This window comes from Massilia jejuensis (assembly GCF_042656795.1).
GTDB lineage: Bacteria > Pseudomonadota > Gammaproteobacteria > Burkholderiales > Burkholderiaceae_D > Telluria > Telluria jejuensis.
Genome location: NZ_JBHSMS010000012.1, coordinates 1 through 18,191 on the forward strand (window position 1 = coordinate 1; position 18,191 = coordinate 18,191).

21 protein-coding genes and 1 tRNA gene are annotated in these 18,191 nt (G+C 62.7%); 11 read left to right on the forward strand and 11 right to left on the reverse strand.

Translation table 11 applies throughout. From position 1 onward, the window contains the following. Positions 1-185: 185 nt before the first annotated feature. The 3 genes from ACFPOU_RS03000 to ACFPOU_RS03010 form a co-directional block, all read right to left on the reverse strand. The gene (locus tag ACFPOU_RS03000; protein ID WP_379717015.1) at positions 186-812 is read right to left on the reverse strand and encodes a glutathione S-transferase; all 627 of its coding nucleotides are present in this window, start codon (positions 810-812) and stop codon (positions 186-188) included. 201 nt (positions 813-1,013) lie between these two features. Beyond that, positions 1,014-1,310, reverse strand: a complete 297-nt coding sequence (locus ACFPOU_RS03005; protein WP_379717095.1) for a diguanylate cyclase domain-containing protein — start codon at positions 1,308-1,310, stop codon at positions 1,014-1,016. A 280-nt stretch (positions 1,311-1,590) separates the two neighbouring features. Continuing rightward, positions 1,591-1,662, reverse strand: a tRNA-Phe gene (locus tag ACFPOU_RS03010). A gap of 439 nt (positions 1,663-2,101) precedes the next feature. Here ACFPOU_RS03010 and ACFPOU_RS03015 point away from each other — a divergent pair. The 5 genes from ACFPOU_RS03015 to ACFPOU_RS03035 are packed head-to-tail and all read left to right on the forward strand — an operon-like array spanning position 2,102 to position 5,671. Further along, on the forward strand, positions 2,102-2,479 hold the full coding sequence (locus tag ACFPOU_RS03015; RefSeq protein ID WP_379717018.1) for a COG4315 family predicted lipoprotein: 378 nt from the start codon (positions 2,102-2,104) through the stop codon (positions 2,477-2,479). A gap of 32 nt (positions 2,480-2,511) precedes the next feature. Beyond that, entirely contained in the window at positions 2,512-3,018 is a 507-nt protein-coding gene (locus ACFPOU_RS03020) for an RNA polymerase sigma factor (protein WP_379717021.1), read from the forward strand. Continuing rightward, positions 3,015-3,824, forward strand: a complete 810-nt coding sequence (locus ACFPOU_RS03025) for an anti-sigma factor family protein (protein WP_379717024.1) — start codon at positions 3,015-3,017, stop codon at positions 3,822-3,824. The genes ACFPOU_RS03020 and ACFPOU_RS03025 overlap by 4 nt, the downstream gene beginning before the upstream one ends. Then, the gene (locus tag ACFPOU_RS03030; protein ID WP_379717098.1) at positions 3,824-4,255 is read left to right on the forward strand and encodes a DUF305 domain-containing protein; all 432 of its coding nucleotides are present in this window, start codon (positions 3,824-3,826) and stop codon (positions 4,253-4,255) included. Before ACFPOU_RS03025 ends, ACFPOU_RS03030 begins: the two co-directional genes overlap by 1 nt. Positions 4,256-4,267: 12 nt before the next feature. Then, a complete protein-coding gene (locus ACFPOU_RS03035; RefSeq protein ID WP_379717027.1) occupies positions 4,268-5,671 on the forward strand; it encodes a YncE family protein in 1,404 nt (467 codons plus the stop codon). A gap of 273 nt (positions 5,672-5,944) precedes the next feature. Here the strand turns inward: ACFPOU_RS03035 and ACFPOU_RS03040 are convergent, their stop codons facing one another. Together ACFPOU_RS03040 and ACFPOU_RS03045 are read right to left on the reverse strand one after the other, a co-directional pair. Continuing rightward, positions 5,945-7,213: a tyrosine-type recombinase/integrase gene (locus ACFPOU_RS03040; protein WP_379717030.1), complete on the reverse strand. Its 1,269-nt coding sequence runs from the start codon at positions 7,211-7,213 to the stop codon at positions 5,945-5,947. Next, positions 7,210-7,986 (reverse strand): hypothetical protein, encoded by a 777-nt coding sequence (locus tag ACFPOU_RS03045; protein WP_379717033.1) that lies wholly within the window; start codon positions 7,984-7,986, stop codon positions 7,210-7,212. The genes ACFPOU_RS03040 and ACFPOU_RS03045 overlap by 4 nt, the downstream gene beginning before the upstream one ends. A gap of 438 nt (positions 7,987-8,424) precedes the next feature. Here ACFPOU_RS03045 and ACFPOU_RS03050 point away from each other — a divergent pair, with 438 nt between their 5' ends. Together ACFPOU_RS03050 and ACFPOU_RS03055 are read left to right on the forward strand one after the other, a co-directional pair. Continuing rightward, positions 8,425-8,625, forward strand: coding sequence for a type II toxin-antitoxin system VapB family antitoxin (locus tag ACFPOU_RS03050; RefSeq protein ID WP_379717036.1), 201 nt, complete (start codon positions 8,425-8,427; stop codon positions 8,623-8,625). Next, positions 8,622-9,008: a PIN domain-containing protein gene (locus ACFPOU_RS03055; RefSeq protein WP_379717039.1), complete on the forward strand. Its 387-nt coding sequence runs from the start codon at positions 8,622-8,624 to the stop codon at positions 9,006-9,008. The genes ACFPOU_RS03050 and ACFPOU_RS03055 overlap by 4 nt, the downstream gene beginning before the upstream one ends. 100 nt (positions 9,009-9,108) lie before the next feature. On the opposite strand, the gene ACFPOU_RS03060 is transcribed toward ACFPOU_RS03055, so the two are convergent. Beyond that, a complete protein-coding gene (locus ACFPOU_RS03060; protein WP_379717042.1) occupies positions 9,109-9,399 on the reverse strand; it encodes a hypothetical protein in 291 nt (96 codons plus the stop codon). A gap of 780 nt (positions 9,400-10,179) precedes the next feature. On the opposite strand from ACFPOU_RS03060, the gene ACFPOU_RS03065 reads away from it, so the two are divergent. The 4 genes from ACFPOU_RS03065 (at position 10,180) to ACFPOU_RS03080 (ending at position 13,300) form a co-directional block, all read left to right on the forward strand. Continuing rightward, on the forward strand, positions 10,180-10,383 hold the full coding sequence (locus ACFPOU_RS03065) for a cold-shock protein (protein WP_193689192.1): 204 nt from the start codon (positions 10,180-10,182) through the stop codon (positions 10,381-10,383). A 329-nt stretch (positions 10,384-10,712) separates the two neighbouring features. After that, positions 10,713-11,180, forward strand: coding sequence for a hemerythrin domain-containing protein (locus tag ACFPOU_RS03070; protein WP_379717046.1), 468 nt, complete (start codon positions 10,713-10,715; stop codon positions 11,178-11,180). Positions 11,181-11,273: 93 nt separating this feature from the next. Further along, positions 11,274-12,674: an aromatic ring-hydroxylating dioxygenase subunit alpha gene (locus ACFPOU_RS03075; protein ID WP_379717049.1), complete on the forward strand. Its 1,401-nt coding sequence runs from the start codon at positions 11,274-11,276 to the stop codon at positions 12,672-12,674. Between the two features lie 41 nt (positions 12,675-12,715). After that, positions 12,716-13,300 carry an aromatic-ring-hydroxylating dioxygenase subunit beta gene (locus ACFPOU_RS03080; RefSeq protein ID WP_379717052.1) on the forward strand — a complete coding sequence of 195 codons (585 nt, stop codon included), beginning with the start codon at positions 12,716-12,718 and terminating at the stop codon, positions 13,298-13,300. A gap of 55 nt (positions 13,301-13,355) precedes the next feature. On the opposite strand, the gene ACFPOU_RS03085 is transcribed toward ACFPOU_RS03080, so the two are convergent. The 5 genes from ACFPOU_RS03085 to ACFPOU_RS03105 are packed head-to-tail and all read right to left on the reverse strand — an operon-like array spanning position 13,356 to position 18,179. Next, positions 13,356-14,567 carry a multidrug effflux MFS transporter gene (locus ACFPOU_RS03085; protein WP_379717055.1) on the reverse strand — a complete coding sequence of 404 codons (1,212 nt, stop codon included), beginning with the start codon at positions 14,565-14,567 and terminating at the stop codon, positions 13,356-13,358. Between the two features lie 9 nt (positions 14,568-14,576). After that, positions 14,577-15,503, reverse strand: coding sequence for a quinone oxidoreductase family protein (locus ACFPOU_RS03090; RefSeq protein WP_379717058.1), 927 nt, complete (start codon positions 15,501-15,503; stop codon positions 14,577-14,579). 9 nt (positions 15,504-15,512) lie between these two features. Next, the gene (locus ACFPOU_RS03095) at positions 15,513-16,343 is read right to left on the reverse strand and encodes an SDR family NAD(P)-dependent oxidoreductase (protein ID WP_379717061.1); all 831 of its coding nucleotides are present in this window, start codon (positions 16,341-16,343) and stop codon (positions 15,513-15,515) included. A 38-nt stretch (positions 16,344-16,381) separates the two neighbouring features. Then, entirely contained in the window at positions 16,382-17,212 is an 831-nt protein-coding gene (locus ACFPOU_RS03100) for an enoyl-CoA hydratase/isomerase family protein (protein ID WP_379717064.1), read from the reverse strand. Between the two features lies 1 nt (position 17,213). Continuing rightward, on the reverse strand, positions 17,214-18,179 hold the full coding sequence (locus ACFPOU_RS03105; protein WP_379717067.1) for a VOC family protein: 966 nt from the start codon (positions 18,177-18,179) through the stop codon (positions 17,214-17,216). Positions 18,180-18,191 lie beyond the last annotated feature (12 nt).

The following is an 18,191-nucleotide window of genomic DNA, read 5'->3' on the forward strand; positions in this document are numbered from 1 at the left end:
GGTAAGTGTTCGGGTCTTACAGTCTACGCGATCACGGCCTACTGCTCAGTCAACGCGACAGAACCGAATCCACCCACGCCATGGACGCACCGTGCACGACGACGCGCAGCGTGAAATCGGCATTAATATTCATGGGTTGATCCTGTCGTTGTCCTACGATGTATGATCGTTTACGAACCGGTTGCTTAAACGCCCGTACCACCCATGCTGGCGCGCTTGGCCATGCGGGCGCGCCAGGCGAGCAGTGCATTGCAGTCGGCCGGAATAGTGATCTTGGCGAAGTCTGCGAACGATAGGCCGACGAACAGCGTAATGTCGGCAACCGAAAAATTCTCGCCAGCGGCAAACGGCTGATTGACCAGCAGACCATTAAAGTAATGCATGCCCGACAGCGCCCGCTCATGCTGCTTCATGCCCCATTCCTTGTTCTGGTAGAGCTCCAGCGTGCCCAGTCCCGGCGTAGCGTGATGGAAATACGCGCCCACTGCGTCCATGACACCTTGCTCCGCGCGACGCTGCATCATGTGGATCACGGCCCGTTCCTTGGCAGTCGTGCCTGTCAAAGAGATTCCCTCGAAGGCGTGGTCTATATATTCGGTGATGGCCGAGCATTCGCTGATGAAGGTGCCATCGTCGAGCTCGAGCACTGGCACGGACGCGCTCGGGTTCTTGCTCACGAACGCGGGGAGGCGATGTTCACCTTTCATAACGTCCACATGCACGAACTGTATCTTGTCAGTGGCCCCTTTTTCAGACAACGCGATTCGAACCCGGGCCGGATTGGGGAAACCTTCGTAGTCGTAGATTTTCATGATGAGTACTTTCGTCTTGGGATAAGTTGAAAAACAGATACAACCTGAAGGTGGCGCGGAGTATCAGCCGCAGATGAAAAATCTGCGTGACCAGCTTTTTCATACTCGTCAAGCATATCCGAAAATTGCCATTTTGCTTTTTTTCGAGCAGGTTTTGGTAGTCTGGTCCATCGTGACCGGTGCGCAGGTCATATTCGAGGTTCAGGCGCTCGTCGCGGCGGCGATCTGCATGCTCTGGTCGAAAATGCGCAGCGTATTGCGCCCCTCTGATTTGGCGCGGTACATTGCCAGATCGGCTTGCTTGAGTATGTCTTCTACGCCGGGACGGGAGGCGTCGAACGATGTAATGCCGATGCTGGCGCTGGCGATGTAATCAATCTCGCCGCAGCGGTAAGGTTGCCCGAGTGCACCGCGCAATTTGAGCGCTTGATGCTTGGCGTTGGCGGCGCAGGCTTGCGGTGTGCTGCCGAGTTGTTTGAGGATGACTAGGAACGCGATCCCCTATTAATTCTCCCGCCTAATGATTAGGCAGGCGAGTAGAACACGTGGGTCAATTTTCGTTTGGCGTCAAAACGCTCCAGCAAAGTCGATTTGGTAGGACGCAAGTTTGCCTCGCTGGGGACGTCAGTGTAATCCGCAACGAAGCATTGGGCGTTGTGGAATGAGCGAGATTTGCAGAGGTGTGGTCTGGACCCGAAATGGACCGGACACGAGGACTACGATCCTCAGAAACGACAACGCCCACTTGCATGAGTGGGCGTTGCGTGAACGATGTTCTTGGTGGCCTGGGGCGGAATCGAACCACCGACACAAGGATTTTCAATCTTCGCGCCGTGCTTGCTCTCAGGCCATCAATTTGCTGGATCAAGGTTCTGCTACTGCGCGCGAGTCCAGCCTGGACCCTGCAGGCGTCTCGTAACCCGGCCCTGCCTGCCTCTACCGTATTTCCTCAACAACCATCATGGTCGTCCAGACCGCGGATTCTAATCAATGGACCGGCTTCGGACCGGCTGGTTTGGCTACATCGACGCGCGTCGGTCGCGGTATCCTTCTGACGCGACGGTTTCACCACCGCCCCAGTGCTTGCCGAAATCCACACGCCGTATGTATGGTTGGGATGGTGTCGCACTGTCAGACGTGGCCTGTGATCTGCCGCGGTTCTTCTATCTCGGCCGAGACGCATGAGGATTGCGGAGCATGACTAGCTAAAATATTTGCATGGGCGCGGAATAGTTTGATCCGCTGGCACGTATACGCAAGTGTACGACTAACTTAACCAGGAGACTTTCATGAACCCGATCCGCACGATACTTGCCACACTCGCCACTACCGTTGTCGTTTCTGCCTGCGCAACCGTCGCCGGGCCGGCGATCACGAAGTCCAATGGCGTGATGGTCAATGAATCCGGGATGACACTGTATACCTTCGACAAGGATATATCTGGCAGCGGCAAGAGCGCCTGTTCGGGGCCATGTGCCGCGCTGTGGCCAGCGGTGCCCGCGACAGCGGCATCGTATTCGCCACCGTATTCGGTCATTACCCGCGACGACGGCGCGAAGCAGTTGGCCTGGAACGGCAAGCCCCTGTACCTGTATGCCCAAGACACCCGCCCGGGGGAGCGCAAGGGCGACAACTTCAAGAACGTCTGGCACGTCGTTGCCGACTGAACGCCACCCCTCACCGACTGAATCCGGCCTCCATGTCCGACCCTGCTACGCAACTAACGGCCTGCATTCCACGTCTGCGGCGCTATGCCCGTGCCCTGGTGGGTGAGCGCGGCGGCGCGGACGACCTGGTCCAAGACACCGTCGAGCGCGGCTGGAGTCGAATCGCCGAGTGGCGCCGCGACGGCGAGATGCGCGCTTGGTTGTTCGGCATCATGCACAACCTGTACGTCGACAGTTTGCGCGCCCGGCGCCTGCAAACGACAACGCTGGACGAGAAAACGCCGCACCCGGCGCAAGCCGACCATACAGCTCGGCTGGAGATACGCGACATGGATTCTGCCCTAGCCTTGCTCCCTGTCGAACAGCGCGAGATCCTGTTGCTCGTCGGGCTCGAAGGAATGACCTACGACCAAGTAGCAGGTGTGCTCGGCCTGCCGCTAGGGACCGTTATGTCCCGCCTGTCGCGGGGGCGCGAGAAACTGCGTATTGCAATGGAGGGCAGGGCGGCGCCAAGCGTGTCCCTGCAGGTCGTCAAATGAACATATTGCCTGTTACCGAAGGTGACCTGCACGCTTATGTCGACGGCGTGCTGCCCCTTGCCCGCGTGGATGAGATCGAGGCTTGGCTTGCCGCCAGGCCAGACGAGGCAGCGCGCGTTGCAGCCTACCGGGTACAGAATTTCGAACTGCGGCGCCAGTTCGATCTGGTGCTCGATGAAGCGGTGCCGCACGCGATGGGGGCGCCGGCGCGGCGGCGCCGGTGGTGGGGCGGACCGGCAGGGCGTATTGCCGCCTCGTTCGTGATCGCCCTGGCGGGCGGCGCCGGCGGCTGGATGCTGCGCGGCACAGGCGCCGCGCCGGATATCCTGTCATACGAGGGCGCAACCGGAGCGAGATCCCTAAGCGTGGCCGACAGCCTGCCACGCCGGGCTGCCATCGCGCATGTCGTCTATAGCCCCGACGTGCGCCATCCAGTCGAGATCGCTGCAGACCAGGAAGACCAGCTCGTCGCCTGGCTGTCAAAGCGGCTCGGCACGCCGGTCCGCCCGCCCCGCCTTGGCAAACTCGGCTACGAGTTGATAGGCGGCAGGCTGCTGCCCGGGCAGCGCGGTCCGGTGGCGCAGTTCATGTACCACAACGCAGCCGGGCAGCGCCTGACCTTGTATGTCTCAACCGAGCAGTCGCACAACCGTGACACCGGATTCCGCTTCATGCAGGAGGGGCCGGTCAGCGTTTTTTACTGGATCGACGGCAAGTTCGGCTATGCACTGTCGGCGGGCGCCGACAGGAACGAACTGGCAAGGCTGGCTGTCGCGGTGCATGAACAACTGGACAAAAAATCATGATGCGAAACAAATTTCTCCTGACGCTGTTGCTGGGCGCGCTCGCCGGCAGCGCGGTCGCTGGAGAGCCCGTCCCGCACGCTCATCACGGCGGTAAAAGCAGCGCGGCGGTGCCAGTCTTTGTGGCAAGCACCGCGAAACCCTTCGCTGCGCTGATGGCCGACGCGATGGCGGTGATGGACGACGGAATGCGGCGCGCGCCGGCAACCGGCGATCCCGGCCACGACTTCGTCACTATGATGATCCCGCACCACCAGGGTGCGATCGACATGGCGAAGGCGGTGCTGTTACACACCACCGATCCCGAGCTGATGAACCTGGCGCAGGGAATACTCACCGAACAGCAGAATGAAATCCGTGTAATGCAGGCATGGCTGCGGCGTCACTCCGCGCCGGCGCCGCACGCCCGGACACCGCAAGCGCAAACCCACTGACGAAAGCGAAACATGCACCCACACATAGTAGCCAGCCTTGTCGGCACAGTCCTGCTGGCATCCGGCGTACAGGCAGCGCCGGGCCCACAGGACCGGGTCTATACGGCCGATCAGAATACAAATACGGTGTCGGTCATCGACCCGTCGACTAATACGCTGCTCGGCCAGATCCGCCTCGGCAACGCACGCCCCGACGTGCTCTCGCCGTTGTACAAGGGCCAGATTAATGTACACGGACTGGGCTTCTCGCCGGACCACCGCACCCTGGTCGCGGTGGCGAACGGCTCCAATTCAGTCACTTTCATCGACACCGCCACCAACAAGGTCAAGGGCGTTGCCTACATTGGCCGCTCGCCGCATGAAGGTTTCTTCACGGCCGACGGACGTGAAGTCTGGGCGGTGGTGCGGGGCGAAAATCATATTTCGGTGATCGACCCAAAAACATTCAAGGAAACTCGCCGCATCGAAACAGCGCCGGGGCCAGGCATGGTGCTGTTCCATCCGGATCGCAAGCGCGCCTTCGTGGTGTCGAGCTTCACGCCCGTGGTCGAGGTGGTTGATGTGCGCTCGCATAAGGTTCGCCGTCAGATCAAGGTGGTGAGCCCTTTCTCGCCCTTCCTACAGCTTACCCCCGACGGCGGCGAGCTGTGGATGACGCACAAGGACGTCGGCAAGGTGACCCGCATCGACACCAACACGATGGAAGTCAAGGAGGTGTTCGATACCGGAATGATCACCAACCACCTCTCGTTCGCGCAGACCGACGCCGGCACGCTGGCCTATGTGACGATCGGCGGCGAGAATGTTGTCAAGGTGTTCGGCACTGGATCGAAAGCCGCGCAAGTAGCGAGCATCCCGGTCGGCGCGCTGCCGCACGGGATATGGACATCCGACGACGGCAGCCGGGTCTACGTGGGCCTCGAGAACGGCGACGGGGTCGATGTTATCGATACCGCAAAGAACAAGGTTGTCGCCCGTGTGCCGGTCGGGCAAGCGCCGCAGGCGCTCGTCTACCTGTCGCGTGCAGTGCCCTCAGGCGACGGCATGAGCAATCTTTCACCCCGCACCAACAACGATCCGGTCAATATTGCCCTGCGCGCGGTCTCTGGCGACGCAAAGGGATTTGTGGTTGCGCGTAGCCTGGGCGTGACCGATTCGCTCGAGGTGTCGCTATTCAAGCTCAAGCCGAAAACGGTGTACAGCGTCTACGCCAGCGGCCAGCAGGCCCCGGTCGCGATCTTCGAGACCAATCCGATGGGCGGGGCCAACGGCACGGCCATCGGCCCTATGCGCGAAATCGCGCGCGCAGGACAAACCGCGCAGGAGCGGCAACCGGTGCCCGCGAGCCAGATTATCGTTATGGAAGGCAACGCGCCTGCTGATCTGGCACGTGCAGTCCTCGTCAGCACCCGCTAGCAGCCCGAGTGGGTGTGTTCGGCGCATGCCTGGCGTTCGAGCCAGATCACGCTCAGTAGCGCACGAAGGAATTGGTCCGGACCGGCAGCGACGAACGCTGCCGGCTGCTTTCATTTATCTGAGTCGGTTGACCGCAAATGGACCGGACAAGAGGACTGTAGGATCCAGAAACGACAACGCCAACCTGCATGGGTTGGCGTTGCGTGAACGATGTTCTTGGTGGCCCGGGGCGGAATCGAACCACCGACACAAGGATTTTCAATCCTAGTGCCACTAGCCGGCACGCGTTGCATCCTGCGTCGCTAGGTCAAGATCACCGTCTTTCCCGTATTCCCGAATCTGGTCGAGCGCGCTCTGTCTGGTGTAGGCCATGGTCGTAGTCACGCTAGCGTGGCCTAGGGATTCGGCTACGACACGGATGTCGCGGCCACGCACGATTAAGGCCTTGGCAAAGGTGTGGCGTAACCAGTGTGGCGAGACTTCACGCAGCTGGGCGGCCTCTGCGCCGCGGCCGTCGCGCTCGAGCGAAAGGGCGACCTGGTCGAGCCGGTCGGTTACGATCTGGTACAAGCTCTTGCGCGAGGTGAGACTTGCCCACGCCCGGAAATAACGGCGCGACTTCGCCTCGGTGAGCAGATGATTCCCGATCGCCACTGGTCGCGTCTGCACCGACAACAGCAGGCCATACTCTTCACCGCGCTCCGGTACCGCCGGCAGGCCAAAGGCAGTGCGGTACGCCATCAGCTCCTCAAACACGGCCCGCGTCATCGGCACATCGCGCCCGGTACTCCCCTTAGCGTGCTCCTCGCTGACTTTCAATATCCAGTAGGTGCGGGCCGTCTTTGGATCGGTCAACGGATACACGTCGTGCATGCGCACGCCGATCAGTTCTGATGCCCGCAACCCAAGCTCGCGAAGTGCGACGAACGCAAAGCGATCACGGGCGCGCAGCCGTGCGGCGGAGTCGTTCTCGACCGACAGCGTATCCAGGTAATCGAGCACATAGGCATACAAGTCAAGGTCGAGGGAGCGCTCAGCATTGATCCGCCGCGATTTCCGGGTTTTGACCTTTGCCATCGGATTACGGCGGATGACACCGTCGTCGTGCAGCTCATTGAACAGGGCACGCACGCAGCGCAGGATGTCGTCGCGGCTGCCGGGGGAGGGGGCAGTGCGGAAGGGCGTATAGCCCGCCTCATCGGCTTTGGCGAAACGCATCACCGGCGCTTCGCTGCCATCGGGACCGGGACGCTTGCGTCCGGTCTCGATCTTCCGGCACAGACAGTCCAGGGGCAGGTCGCGCAGGAACGCAATGAACGCATTGGCGTGGGCTTGCGTCCAGTGCACGGGGGCGACACCGATGCGGTTGCAGTACCAGCGCAGTTTCGCCACGTGATAATTGTACGTGTTGGCCGTCTCCTGGCTGTAGTCGCCGCCATTGTGGCGTACGCCCTCGAGCCAGACCTCGACCGCCTGCCAGCCTGCGCCCACGATGAGGTCGCCCTCGCTCCTGATCGCCAGGTCATCTGCGGTATCGCTCATCGCATGCCTCCGGAATTACCGCGCGCCATGCGCAGATGGTCGATCATGGTCTCGAGCCGGTCATTCTTTGCCTGCAGTTCGGCGACGCGCTCTTTCACCAGTCGGGTTTCGCCCCGTCCCATCTCGATCGCCTGCATTGCAAAGTAACGCTGCCCCTTTAGTTCTTCCGTAAGACTGCCCACGACCTGCTGCTGTTGCGCCAACGCCGCCTGGCTCGCTTCGAGTTCTTGGGCGAGCAGGGTGGCGCGCCCGGTCTGTTCCTGCAACTCTGCGGCGAGACGGGCCGCAGCAGCTTTTGCGTCTGCCGTTGAGCGTTCAACATCGCGTAGCCGCGCCTGTAAATATTCGACCTGCGTGTCGCGACTTGCCTGAACGGCCATGCGGGCGAACTGCGGCAGTTGCTCGGCGAACGCGGTGCGGATCAAAGACAGGTCAAGCGCCGGCACATTGGCCGCCGCCAGATATAAGGCCGGTCCAGCAGAGGATGGCGCGGTCGTCGGGACCGCTGCAGCCAGCTCGCGCTCAAGGTCACTGCGTTCGGTGGCGATGGTCGACGTCGACGGACTGCGGCCAGGCGCGTAGGCACGCAATAGCCTCCGATAGATGTCAGGACCATATAGTTTGCCCGTGACGGAGTGCACGACACGCATGAACGCGCGCAGGAACGGCCGGTGGTCGCGCGGATCGACCGGATAGCGTTCAAGCAACGGCGCCACACCCTGCAGGAGATCACGTGCCTGGTCGTCGGTGAGGGAGAACGGCGGCCGGCTCACAGAATCTCCAAGGGGTCACCGCGTACATTGAACGCGCCGGCGCTAACGGCGGTTGCGATGGCGCAGCAGCTTGGGAGGTTGGTGACGGTCGTCATGACAATGGCTGAGTAGATTTAGCGGTAGCCTAACAGGTATTAAATGGAGTGTCAAAAATTAACATTCGACTTAGCCGGTATTAAGTCGAATTATTTTGGTTAGAACTATCTTTAGATATCGGAGGCCTTTTGGAATGCACTTTGCCTCGGCGGCGCCGCTCAATTTAGTATCACCTACGGTCGATGTGGCGCCTGCGCGTGTCCTCGTCGTGGCATTACGCTCTGCAACTTGAACACGCGCGCAAGACGCGGAAGCCATGCGCGCCTTAAGCACGCCACGAGTCGACTTGCGGAGATGCCCGATTCGATGCAGAATAGGATCGCTTTTGATGCAGGAGGAGTTATGAGAACGACGGTCACGATCGACGACGAGCTATATGCGAAAGCCCTAGACATGGCCGACCCGGAGATGGATCGGGCGGATCTATTTCGGGAAGCAATCAAGACCTTCGTGCGCGTGCAGGCGGCAAAACGTCTCGCCGCACTCGGCGGCGCATCGCCGGAGATGCCTGAGGTGCCGCGTCGGGGCGCTGAGCTGGCATGACGGGCGGTGTCCTGGTCGACACCTCGGTATGGGTCGATCATTTTCGGCGACGCAATGAGGCCCTTGTGTATCTGCTGACGCTGGATCTGGCCTTCACGCATCCGATGATCGTAACGGAACTGGCGTGTGGCACGCCGCCGGCGCCGCGGTCTCGCACACTGGCCGACATCGCAACGCTTCCGCAAGCACGGCAAGCCAGCCTCAACGAAGTGAGAGAGCTGATTGAGCGCGAGCAGTTATTTGGACTCGGGTGTGGCCTGGTCGACCTGGCTCTGCTGGCGTCGGCCCTGCTGACGCCAGGCGCCCAGTTATGGACACACGATAAGCGCCTCGTGCAGTTGGCACAGCGGTTCCAAATCGCCTACGAGCCAGCTCGACATTAGAAAAGATTGGTGTTCGTTCGAAACCTGACGTGCGTGCCTGGCGAGGCCATGCGGGCAATGCATTGATGAGGGTGTTGGATACTGCGTGGACGCGGGTTGGTCAGGATTTGACACTGACCCACGCTTCAGCCTCGTCAAGCGCTTCGTTGTACGCCTCTGCCAGGAGGTACGCATGGCGTGCGGCGGCGGGTACAGCCGAAGCCGCCATCATGAGCCAGTGTCTGCGCTTCTCCTCGGTCAACCCGTTCCACCACGCGATCCCTGCGGAGGCGTTTTCCTCTTCGACCGGAAAGACGCCACCGCCAGCCTCCTGTCCGTTCTCGATCAGCTTTAAACTCCAGCCAGCTCCCGAATTCGCTGGTCGTGGATGGATCTCGTAACTTCGGCCCATTTTTCTCTTATCAAAAGTGAACAAGTTCCTGAAGTCTACACTCACCCCATTTGCACAGCTAGCCACACTACATCGCTCCAGACGGTGTTCGAGCTGAATATGACCGCACGTAGCGGCAACACTCTGACGAGCGAGCCAGACTTCGCATTCTCTGGGGGAACAACCGATTGGGAGGCTTTCCCATGCATCTTCCTCATCCACTGGCCACTTGCTGCCAATGGACACTGAGGTATATTTGTACCGCCAGAATGCCTACATTTGCCTTAGCACATATTAAGTAATTTGTTGAAGAGACACCTCGACTTGGGCCGTGGAAGACTCATTTTTTAGCATTTGTGTGCTCATGCGATCACTAAACCCCACGCGTCAAGTTCAAAAGTGAGGTTCCACAGGAGCTGTGCACAGCTTGGTTGAACGAGGGCGGGACGTTGCCTTCAGCCGTTAGCTACCGGATTCTCCGCCGTGAAATGGCCAGTCCCAGGTCGACTTCGAATACGCACCACGGCGTCTCATGACTACGCCGACGGCATCTCCTCGAAAGCAGAGTTCGGCGCGCGCCGTCGATGCGCTTTACAACGGACGAGATGGCCTTGCCGCTGCTACCGTTCGGCTAACCGAAAGAAGAAGTCGAATACAACTCGTCGACAAAATTACAACACCGTGATCCACAGCGCTATCTTGTGCCTATAATCAACTTGCTTTGTTGACCACGGCAAAACACCAGGATGATTGAAGACAATCTGCAACACGGCATCACCGATTACCCCTACGGAGGAAAATATGGCAAGCGGTATTGTGAAATGGTTTAACGATGCAAAAGGTTTTGGATTCATTACGCCAGATGGCGGTGGCGAGGACTTGTTTGCGCACTTTTCTGCTATTAACGCTGCGGGCTTCAAGTCGCTGGCCGAGAACCAGCGCGTGACCTTCGATGTCGTAAACGGCCCGAAGGGCAAGCAGGCTGCCAACATTCAGCCTGAGTGATCGTTCGACGCCACCTGACCGGCGCGCTGTAAGCGTTGAGTCAAGACGGAATGCGCCCTAGTGGGCGTTTTCTTTTTTCGTTATCGGAAAGTCTGATACAGGTCGAGGCGCGCACGTTTCCGTGAATTTGACAGGACCGGAATTATCGATCGGCCCAATCCTGCTTCCTCGTAGCTCAAACCGGTCTGGTGTACGCCCTCAAGCGCGGCATCGAGTCACATGAGCCACCGCAGTGCGCTTGGGTGTGTCGAAATTTCTTTAACAGATATCAAAGAAGTGTATCCTGCTCTCGATCGCCGTTTACGGCCGCAACGAATTGCAGGAGCGCCATGACCTCACGTAACTCAGAAGCCTTCCCCTGGTCCGACCAGTTCCTGCTTGGCTACGGCCCGATGGATGCGACCCACCGCGAGTTCGTCGACCTGGTCGCGGCGCTCCTGTCGGCGCCTGACGCCGACCTGCCGCGCCATCTCGACGCCTTCGCCGACCACGCACAGCGCCATTTCTCCGAAGAGCGCGAATGGATGGAATCGACCGCCTTCCCCGCCACGCAATGCCACATCGACGAGCACGACGCCGTGCTGAAATCCGTCCATGAAGTGCGCGGCCTGCTGGCCGGCGGCGGACACGCGCACACCTGCCGCGCGCTGGCGCAGGAACTGGTGCGCTGGTTCCCGGGCCACGCCGACTACCTGGATGCGGCGCTCGCGCAATGGATGGTCAAGAAGCGCATGGGCGGCGTCCCGGTGGTGCTGAAACGCGGCAGCGGCAAACCGCATGTGGCGCCGACAACCTGACCGAAATAAATTCTCGGTATCGCGCGCTCATTTGTTGAACAAATTCGTGGAATGTGTACAATTCACGAAGAAGGCAAAACAAAGGAGACGACGATGCACAGGAACGCCGATACGACACTACGGGACGGTACGAGGATCTCGGACCTGATCAACCACGAGACCCGCGAAGTCAAGGTGCGGACCCTGTCCGACCCCGAGCTCTACGAACTCGAGATGGAACGGATTTTTGGAAAGACCTGGATTTTCCTGGGCCACGACACCGAGATTCCAAACAAGGGCGACTTCATTACCCGCGACATGGGTTCGGACGCGGTCATCGTCGCCCGGGACCGCGAGGGCGAGATTCACGTCTCGCTCAACGTGTGCCCGCACCGGGCCATGAAAGTGCAGACCCACGACGCCGGCAATACCAACGTCCACATGTGCATCTACCACGGCTGGGCCTTCAAGCCGAACGGCGACTTCATCGGCGCACCGGTCGAGAAGGAGTGCATGCACGGGCACATGACTCCGAAGGACCAGCTGGGCCTGAAAAAAGCCCGGGTCGCCCTGTACGGAGGCCTGATCTTCGCGACCTGGAGCATCGACGGTCCCAGCCTCGAGGAGTTCTTCGGGGATGCCAAGTACTACTTCGACACCCTCTTTCTGCGCACCGGCGGCGGCCTCGAAGTCCTCGGCCCGCCGCAGCGCTTCCGCATCAACGCCAACTGGAAGACCGCCTGCGAGCAGTCGGCCGCCGACGGCTTCCATACGCTCACCCTGCACCGCTGGCTGGCTGAAGTGGGGCCCTACGCCAAGAAGCCCGACGCCGAAGGCAAAGGCGCCGACCTGTCCCCTGAGATGTACGGCTGCGAAGTCTGGACCGACCAGGGCCACGCACTGCGCTGCATCGACCTCGACCGCAAGATCGTGCGCCTGACCGGCAAGAACCCGGCCGAGCTGTCGGTCATCGAAAAGCTGAAGGCATTGCCGCCGCCCGGCATCACGCCGGAAATGGTGCCGGAACTGCTGGAGCGCTTCGACGACGGCCAACTGAAGCTGATGTCCTGGCGCCCGCCCCAGGTCGGCGGCTTTTTCCCGAATGGCCTGTTCGAGTTCATCTACCTGCCGCAGCCCGACGGCACCGTAGTCGGCGCCTGCGCCCTGCACGCCTACATCCCGAAAGGCCCGGGCCAGCTCGAGTTCATGAACTGGATCTTCGCCGAGAAGGACACGCCGCCTGAACTGAAGGCGCGCATGCTGCGTCAGTCGGTCCAGATGCTGGGCACCTCCGGCATGGTCGAGATGGAAGACTCCGACACCTGGCCGCACCAGACCGAGGTGGCGAAGGGCGCCATGGCGAAGACCATCACGCTGAAGTACCAAGCTAAGTTCGAACAGGGCGCGCCGGAAGGCTGGCCAGGCCCGGGCCATGTGGGCGACGGTTTTACCAAGGACGACACCCAGTGGGCATGGTGGAAAGCCTGGCACGAGCTGATGACTTCCGATAAATGAACCAGCCGCTCGAACCCCTAGAAAAACGCCAGGAGACTGACATGGAAACGAACCTGAAAGAAAAAAATCCGCTCGAACCGACGCCGCTGCCGCCGTCGCTGCGCGCCAACCGGGTTGCGATTGGAAGCCAGCTGTACAATGACGTGGTCGAATTCCTGTACGACGAGGCCGAACTGTTCGACACGCTGCGCCTGCGCGACTGGATCGCGATGGTGGCGAAGGACATCGAATACACGGTGCCGCTGCGCCATACCCGCGCCACGCGCGACCAGGACAAGTCGATCGTGCGCACGGTCCAGCATATGTACGACGACTACCGTTCGATCATGCTGCGCGTGATGCGGGTGATGGATACTCGCAGCGCATGGGGCGAGGACCCGCCTTCGCGCACCAAGCACATGGTGTCGAACATCCGGGTCTACCGGACCGACAAGGAGAACGAGTTCAAGGTCCAGAGCTACCTGCTGCTGACCCGCAACCGCTTCGACAACGACCGCTTCGACCTGGTCCCGTGCGAGCGCCACGACGTACTGCGCAAGACCGATGAAGGTTATCTGTTGGCGCGGCGCGAAGTGATCATCGACCAGGCCGTGCTGGGCACGCCGAACCTGGGCATCTTCCTGTAACTCGCTGCTGCCGGTGGAAACCGTCCCGCGCCCCGCAAGGCGCCGGGCGGTTTTTTCATGCCTGGGGCGCGCGCGCCAGCCGGCTCGCCAAGAGTACTGCCAGCCCGGCACACAGCCACAAGCCTGCCGCAGCGATCGCCAGCGACAGCGGTGAACCCCAGGCCAGCGGGGCCAGCACCGCGGCGATGAAGGCATTGAAGCCGGTCTGCACGAACAGCTGTACCGAGGAGCCGGTGCCGCGGCGCGCTGGCACGCAGTCGAGAGCGCGCATGGTCAAGGTGGGAATCGCCAGCGACATCCCGAGATTGAAGACGAACACATAGGCCACATACCAGACGGCGCCTCGCGGCGCGGCAACGCATACCGCCAGGTTGTACACGGTGGCCGCCGCCATCACGCCGAAAGCGCGCACCAGCGTCTTGTCGCCGGACCAGCGCACTGCGTAGCGGCCGGCCAGAGCCGAGCCCCCGATCAAGCCGGCCGTGGCGGGGCCGAACAGCCAGATGAAATCCGCTTCGCCCAATCCCAGGTGCTGCATGAGGAACACGGGCGCCGACAGCACGTAGACGAAAAAGGCGCCGAACATCAGTGCATATGCGCAGGCCCACACCATGAAAGCGCGATGGCGCAGCAGTTCGGCATAGCCCGCCGCCAGCGCACGGGCCTTGAAGGGCTGGCGCACGGCCGCAGGCAGGGTCTCGGGCAGGCGCAGGGCCACCGCCGCGAACAGGCCGGCGGCCAGCAAGGCGAGAAAGAGGAACACGGCGCGCCAGCCGAAGGCCACCTGCAGCGCGCCGCCGACCAGGGGCGCCACGGCCGGCGCCAGCCCGTACAGCATGACGACCTGCGACATCATGCGCCGCGCCAGCGGCCCGTCGTGCAGGTCGCGCACCACGGCGCGGCCGATCACGATGCCGGCGCCGGCCGAACAGCCCTGTAGCGCACGCAGCACCCACAGCTGTTCGATGCGGGTGGCGAGCGCGCAGCCGAGCGAGGCCAGGGTGTACAACGCCAGCCCCGCGAGCACCACCGTGCGCCGCCCGAGCGCATCGGAAATCGCCCCGTGCCAGAGCGACATGAAGGCGAAGGCCGCGAAATAAATCGATATCGTCAGCTGCAGCGCCACCCGGTCGGTATGGAGCACGGCCGCCATCTCGTTAAACGACGGCAGGTAGGCGTTGATCGAGAATGGACCGAGCATCGCCAGGCCGGCCAGGATCAGGGTGATGGCCCGTAGGTCGGTCCGCACCGCCCCGGGCTCAGCCATGATGTCCGGTCAGCCGCGCACCCGCGCGGTGATCTTGGCGTGCGGGCCATCGATCTGCGCGGCCCATGCAGCAGCAGCATCGTCGAAGGCGAAATCGGCGTAGTCGATCTGGATCGCCTGCTCGCGCGCGATGCGCAGCAGGCGTTCCCATATCGCGCGGCGGTCGGCCGGCGGACGCTGCCCGGTGCCGATACACGACAGGGTGCGAAACAGCAGATCGGCGATATCGAGATTGAGCTGGCGCCCGGCGCCGGTGCCGATGGTCATGATGCGTGCACCCCAGCGCGTGGCCTTGAGGGCATTGAGCATGGGCTGGCCGCAGACGAGGTCGAGCACCACGTCGAATCCGGCGCCGCCGGCCGCTTTGAGCGCCGCGACGTCGTCGTCACCGCCCAGCACGACGATGTCGTCGGCGATGCCGCGCTCCTTGAGGCGCTCGAGGGCCGGCGCCGAACGTGCGGCGGCCACCACGCGCCCGGCGCCGAGATGGCGCGCGAGCTGCAGGGCGATCTGTCCCAGGGTGCCTGTCGCGCCCAGCACCAGCACCTGCTCGCCGGGCTGGATCTTCGCAGCTTCCAGCGGCACCAGCGCGCCGGTGGCGGCAATCCCCATGGCGATCGCGGTGCGGTCGTCGACGTCGTCGGGCACGTCCCACAGCTCCTCGACCGGGACCAAGGTGCGTTCGGCCCAGGCGCCGTAGGGCTGGACCGAGCGCTCGCCAAAATAGACGCGGCGCCCGTCCTCGAGCCGCCCTACTCCCTCACCGCGTATCACGCACGGAAACTGCACGCCGAGACGGTAGGCGCCAAGTACGTCCCAGCCGCCCAGGCCGGCGGTATCGACGTCGACCAGCAAGGCCCCCGCTTGTGCGGTGGGCGCCGGGAAGTCCTGGATCGCCGGCGCCGCGCCCTTTTCCGTAATGATGGCTGCTTTCATTCGTATTCCTTACATTCCGTTGGCGCCGCTCTGCGCAAATAAAGCCTTCATCGCCACCAGGGAGGGCGTGTGGCTGCCGAAGCCGCCGTCGGCGACCAGGGTCGTCCCGGTGACGAAGGACGATTCGTCCGAGGCCAGGAAGGCGACGACGTCGGCGATCTGGCGCGGCGTGCCGACGTCCGGAGTCAGGTGGTTGTCGCGCAGGATGTCGATCAGCGGGGCCGGCATGCTCTCGTGCGCATTTTCGGCAGGCGCCAGCCCGATCTGCAGCGCGTTCGAGCGGATACCCTGCTTGCCGTACTGGGCGGCCACCGAGCGGCTCAGCATGATCAGCGCCGCTTTCGAGGCGGCATAGGCGGACAGGGACAGGTCGCCCTGCGCGCCCAGGCCCGAGGTGGCGAAGATCACCGAGCCCTTGCCGTTCCTGAGCATCTCGCGCACCGCGTATTTGGTGCACAGCATGGCGCCGCGCAGGTTGACGGCCATCGCCCTGTCCCAGGCCTCGACATCCATGTTGATCACGTCGCGGTCGCGCCGGCGCTGCTCGACACTCAATATCGCCGCATTGTTGTGGAGGACGTCGACGCGCCCGAAGCGCGCCACCACCGCCTCGACCATGGCCTTGACCGCTGCCTCGGACGACACGTCGGTCTGCACGGCCAGCGACTGGCCGCCGCCCGCCTCGATCTCCGCTGCCACGCGCTGCGCCGCTGCGCCGTCGATGTCGACCACCACCACGCTCGCGCCATGCATCGACAGTACGCGCGCGGCTTCGGCGCCCAGGCCGCCGCCGGCGCCGGTAATGATCGCGACCCGCCCTTCCAGCTTTCGTTCACTCATGGTTTTGTCTCCGGATTATTTGTCTTTGATGCGCCGGCTCAGTGGCCGGTGAAATTCGGTGCGCGCTTTTCGCGGAAGGCGCTGGCCGCTTCCTGGGCGTCGTCGCTGGGTTTGAGCATCGCGAACAGGTCGAGTTCGAGGTCCAGGCCCTGCTTGAGCGCGAGGTCGAAGGCGCCGCGCGCGGCGCGCTTGGCCGACAGCGTGGCCGCCGGCGCGCGCGCGGCAATGCGCATGGCAAAGGCACGCACTTCGTCGACCAAGGCTTCGGACACGCTCGCGGTGCGGGTGATCAAGCCCATGCCCTTGGCGGCGGCGGCGTCGAGGCGCTCGCCGGTCAGCAGCAGGTCCATGGCGCGCCCCGGGCCGACGATGCGCGGCAGGCGCTGGGTGCCGCCGCCGCCGGGAATCAGTCCCAGCGCGGTTTCCGGCAGGCTGAAGACGGCGTCGGGCGTGGCGAAGCGGATGTCGCAGGCCAGCGCCAGTTCGAGGCCGCCACCCAGGCAATAACCGTGGATCGCGGCGATCACCGGCTTCTGGATGGTGTCGATCGCTTCGATCCAGCGCACTCCTTCCATGCGGCGCCGCACTTCGATCGCGGTTTCAGGACCGCGCGCCTCCTTGATGTCGGCGCCGGCGCAAAAGCCGCGCGCACCCTCGCCCCGGATCGCGATGACGCGGATCGCCGGATCGGCGTCGAATCCGCGCAAGGCCTGCGGAACGCCCTGGCGGATCTCGTCGTTGATGGCGTTGATTTGCGCCGCGCGGGTCAGGACGACCCAGCCGAGCGCTCCTTCGCGCTCGATGCTGACCGAGCCGTTGATCGCCTCGCGCTCCAACGCGACGCCCGCAGTGGCAAGATGGCTGCCCATGTCAGGCCTCCTCGAATTCGAAGACTTGGCCGCGCAGGCCGCACGGGTCGATCCGGATCAGCGGTCTGCCGCTGACGGCTTCCGATTCCGGCACCCAGGTAAAGGCGGTGCCGCGCGCTTTCAGGTCGTCCGCCTTGGCTTTCAAATCGTTGACGGCGATCCGGATGTAATACAGGCCGGGGCCCCAGTTGTTCAGGTAGTGGGCGGCGTCGGTATTCCAGGCCTTGGGCTGGATCACGTGCAGCGCCGCGCTGTTGGCGACGGTGAAGGGCATCACGGCGCGGCGGTAGCCCTCGAGACGCAGGTCCTGCACCACGCCCTGCGGCTCCCAGTCCAGGTTGTCGGCGCAGCAGCGCAGCGTGTGGTCCAGGTCGCGCACCAGGAAGGCGCGCGCCGTAACCCTCACCATGTCGGCCGGCTTCGGGTCGCGCGGCTGGGCCGGCGGCGTCGCGAAGGTCTCGGCAGGCATTTGCAGCGGCTCCATCGGCATCACTTCGATGCACAGGCCGCCGTCCACCTCGGGGCTGTAGCGCGGCCGCTCCGGCGTGGCGCCCAGCCATAAGCGGTCGAAGGGCATTTCCGGCGTGCGCTGCGCCATGCGGAAAGCGAGGTTACGGCGCATCAGCTTGTCGACGAAGGCATCGAACTTGGGGCCGTGCAGCGACAGCACCAGCGAGTGGGTCAGCATCGGACGATGGCGGCCCTGGTAGTCCTTCAGGCTCTCGAGGAACTCGTGGAACATCGGGTCGCCCGGATTCTCGTAGTCCAGGTGCCACTGGGGCTCGACCCGGGTCGGCGCCACCGCCAGCGATTTATGCACGCGCAGGAAGTGCGCGATATAAGGATGGTTGTCGAATGCCTGGCGCCAGTTTGCATGGCCATGGATGCCCAGCTTGTCGATCAACAGGGCCGCCATCCCGTCGGGGTCGGGCAGCATCATGTCCGCGGACATCAACAAATCAAACATTATTCTTCTCCA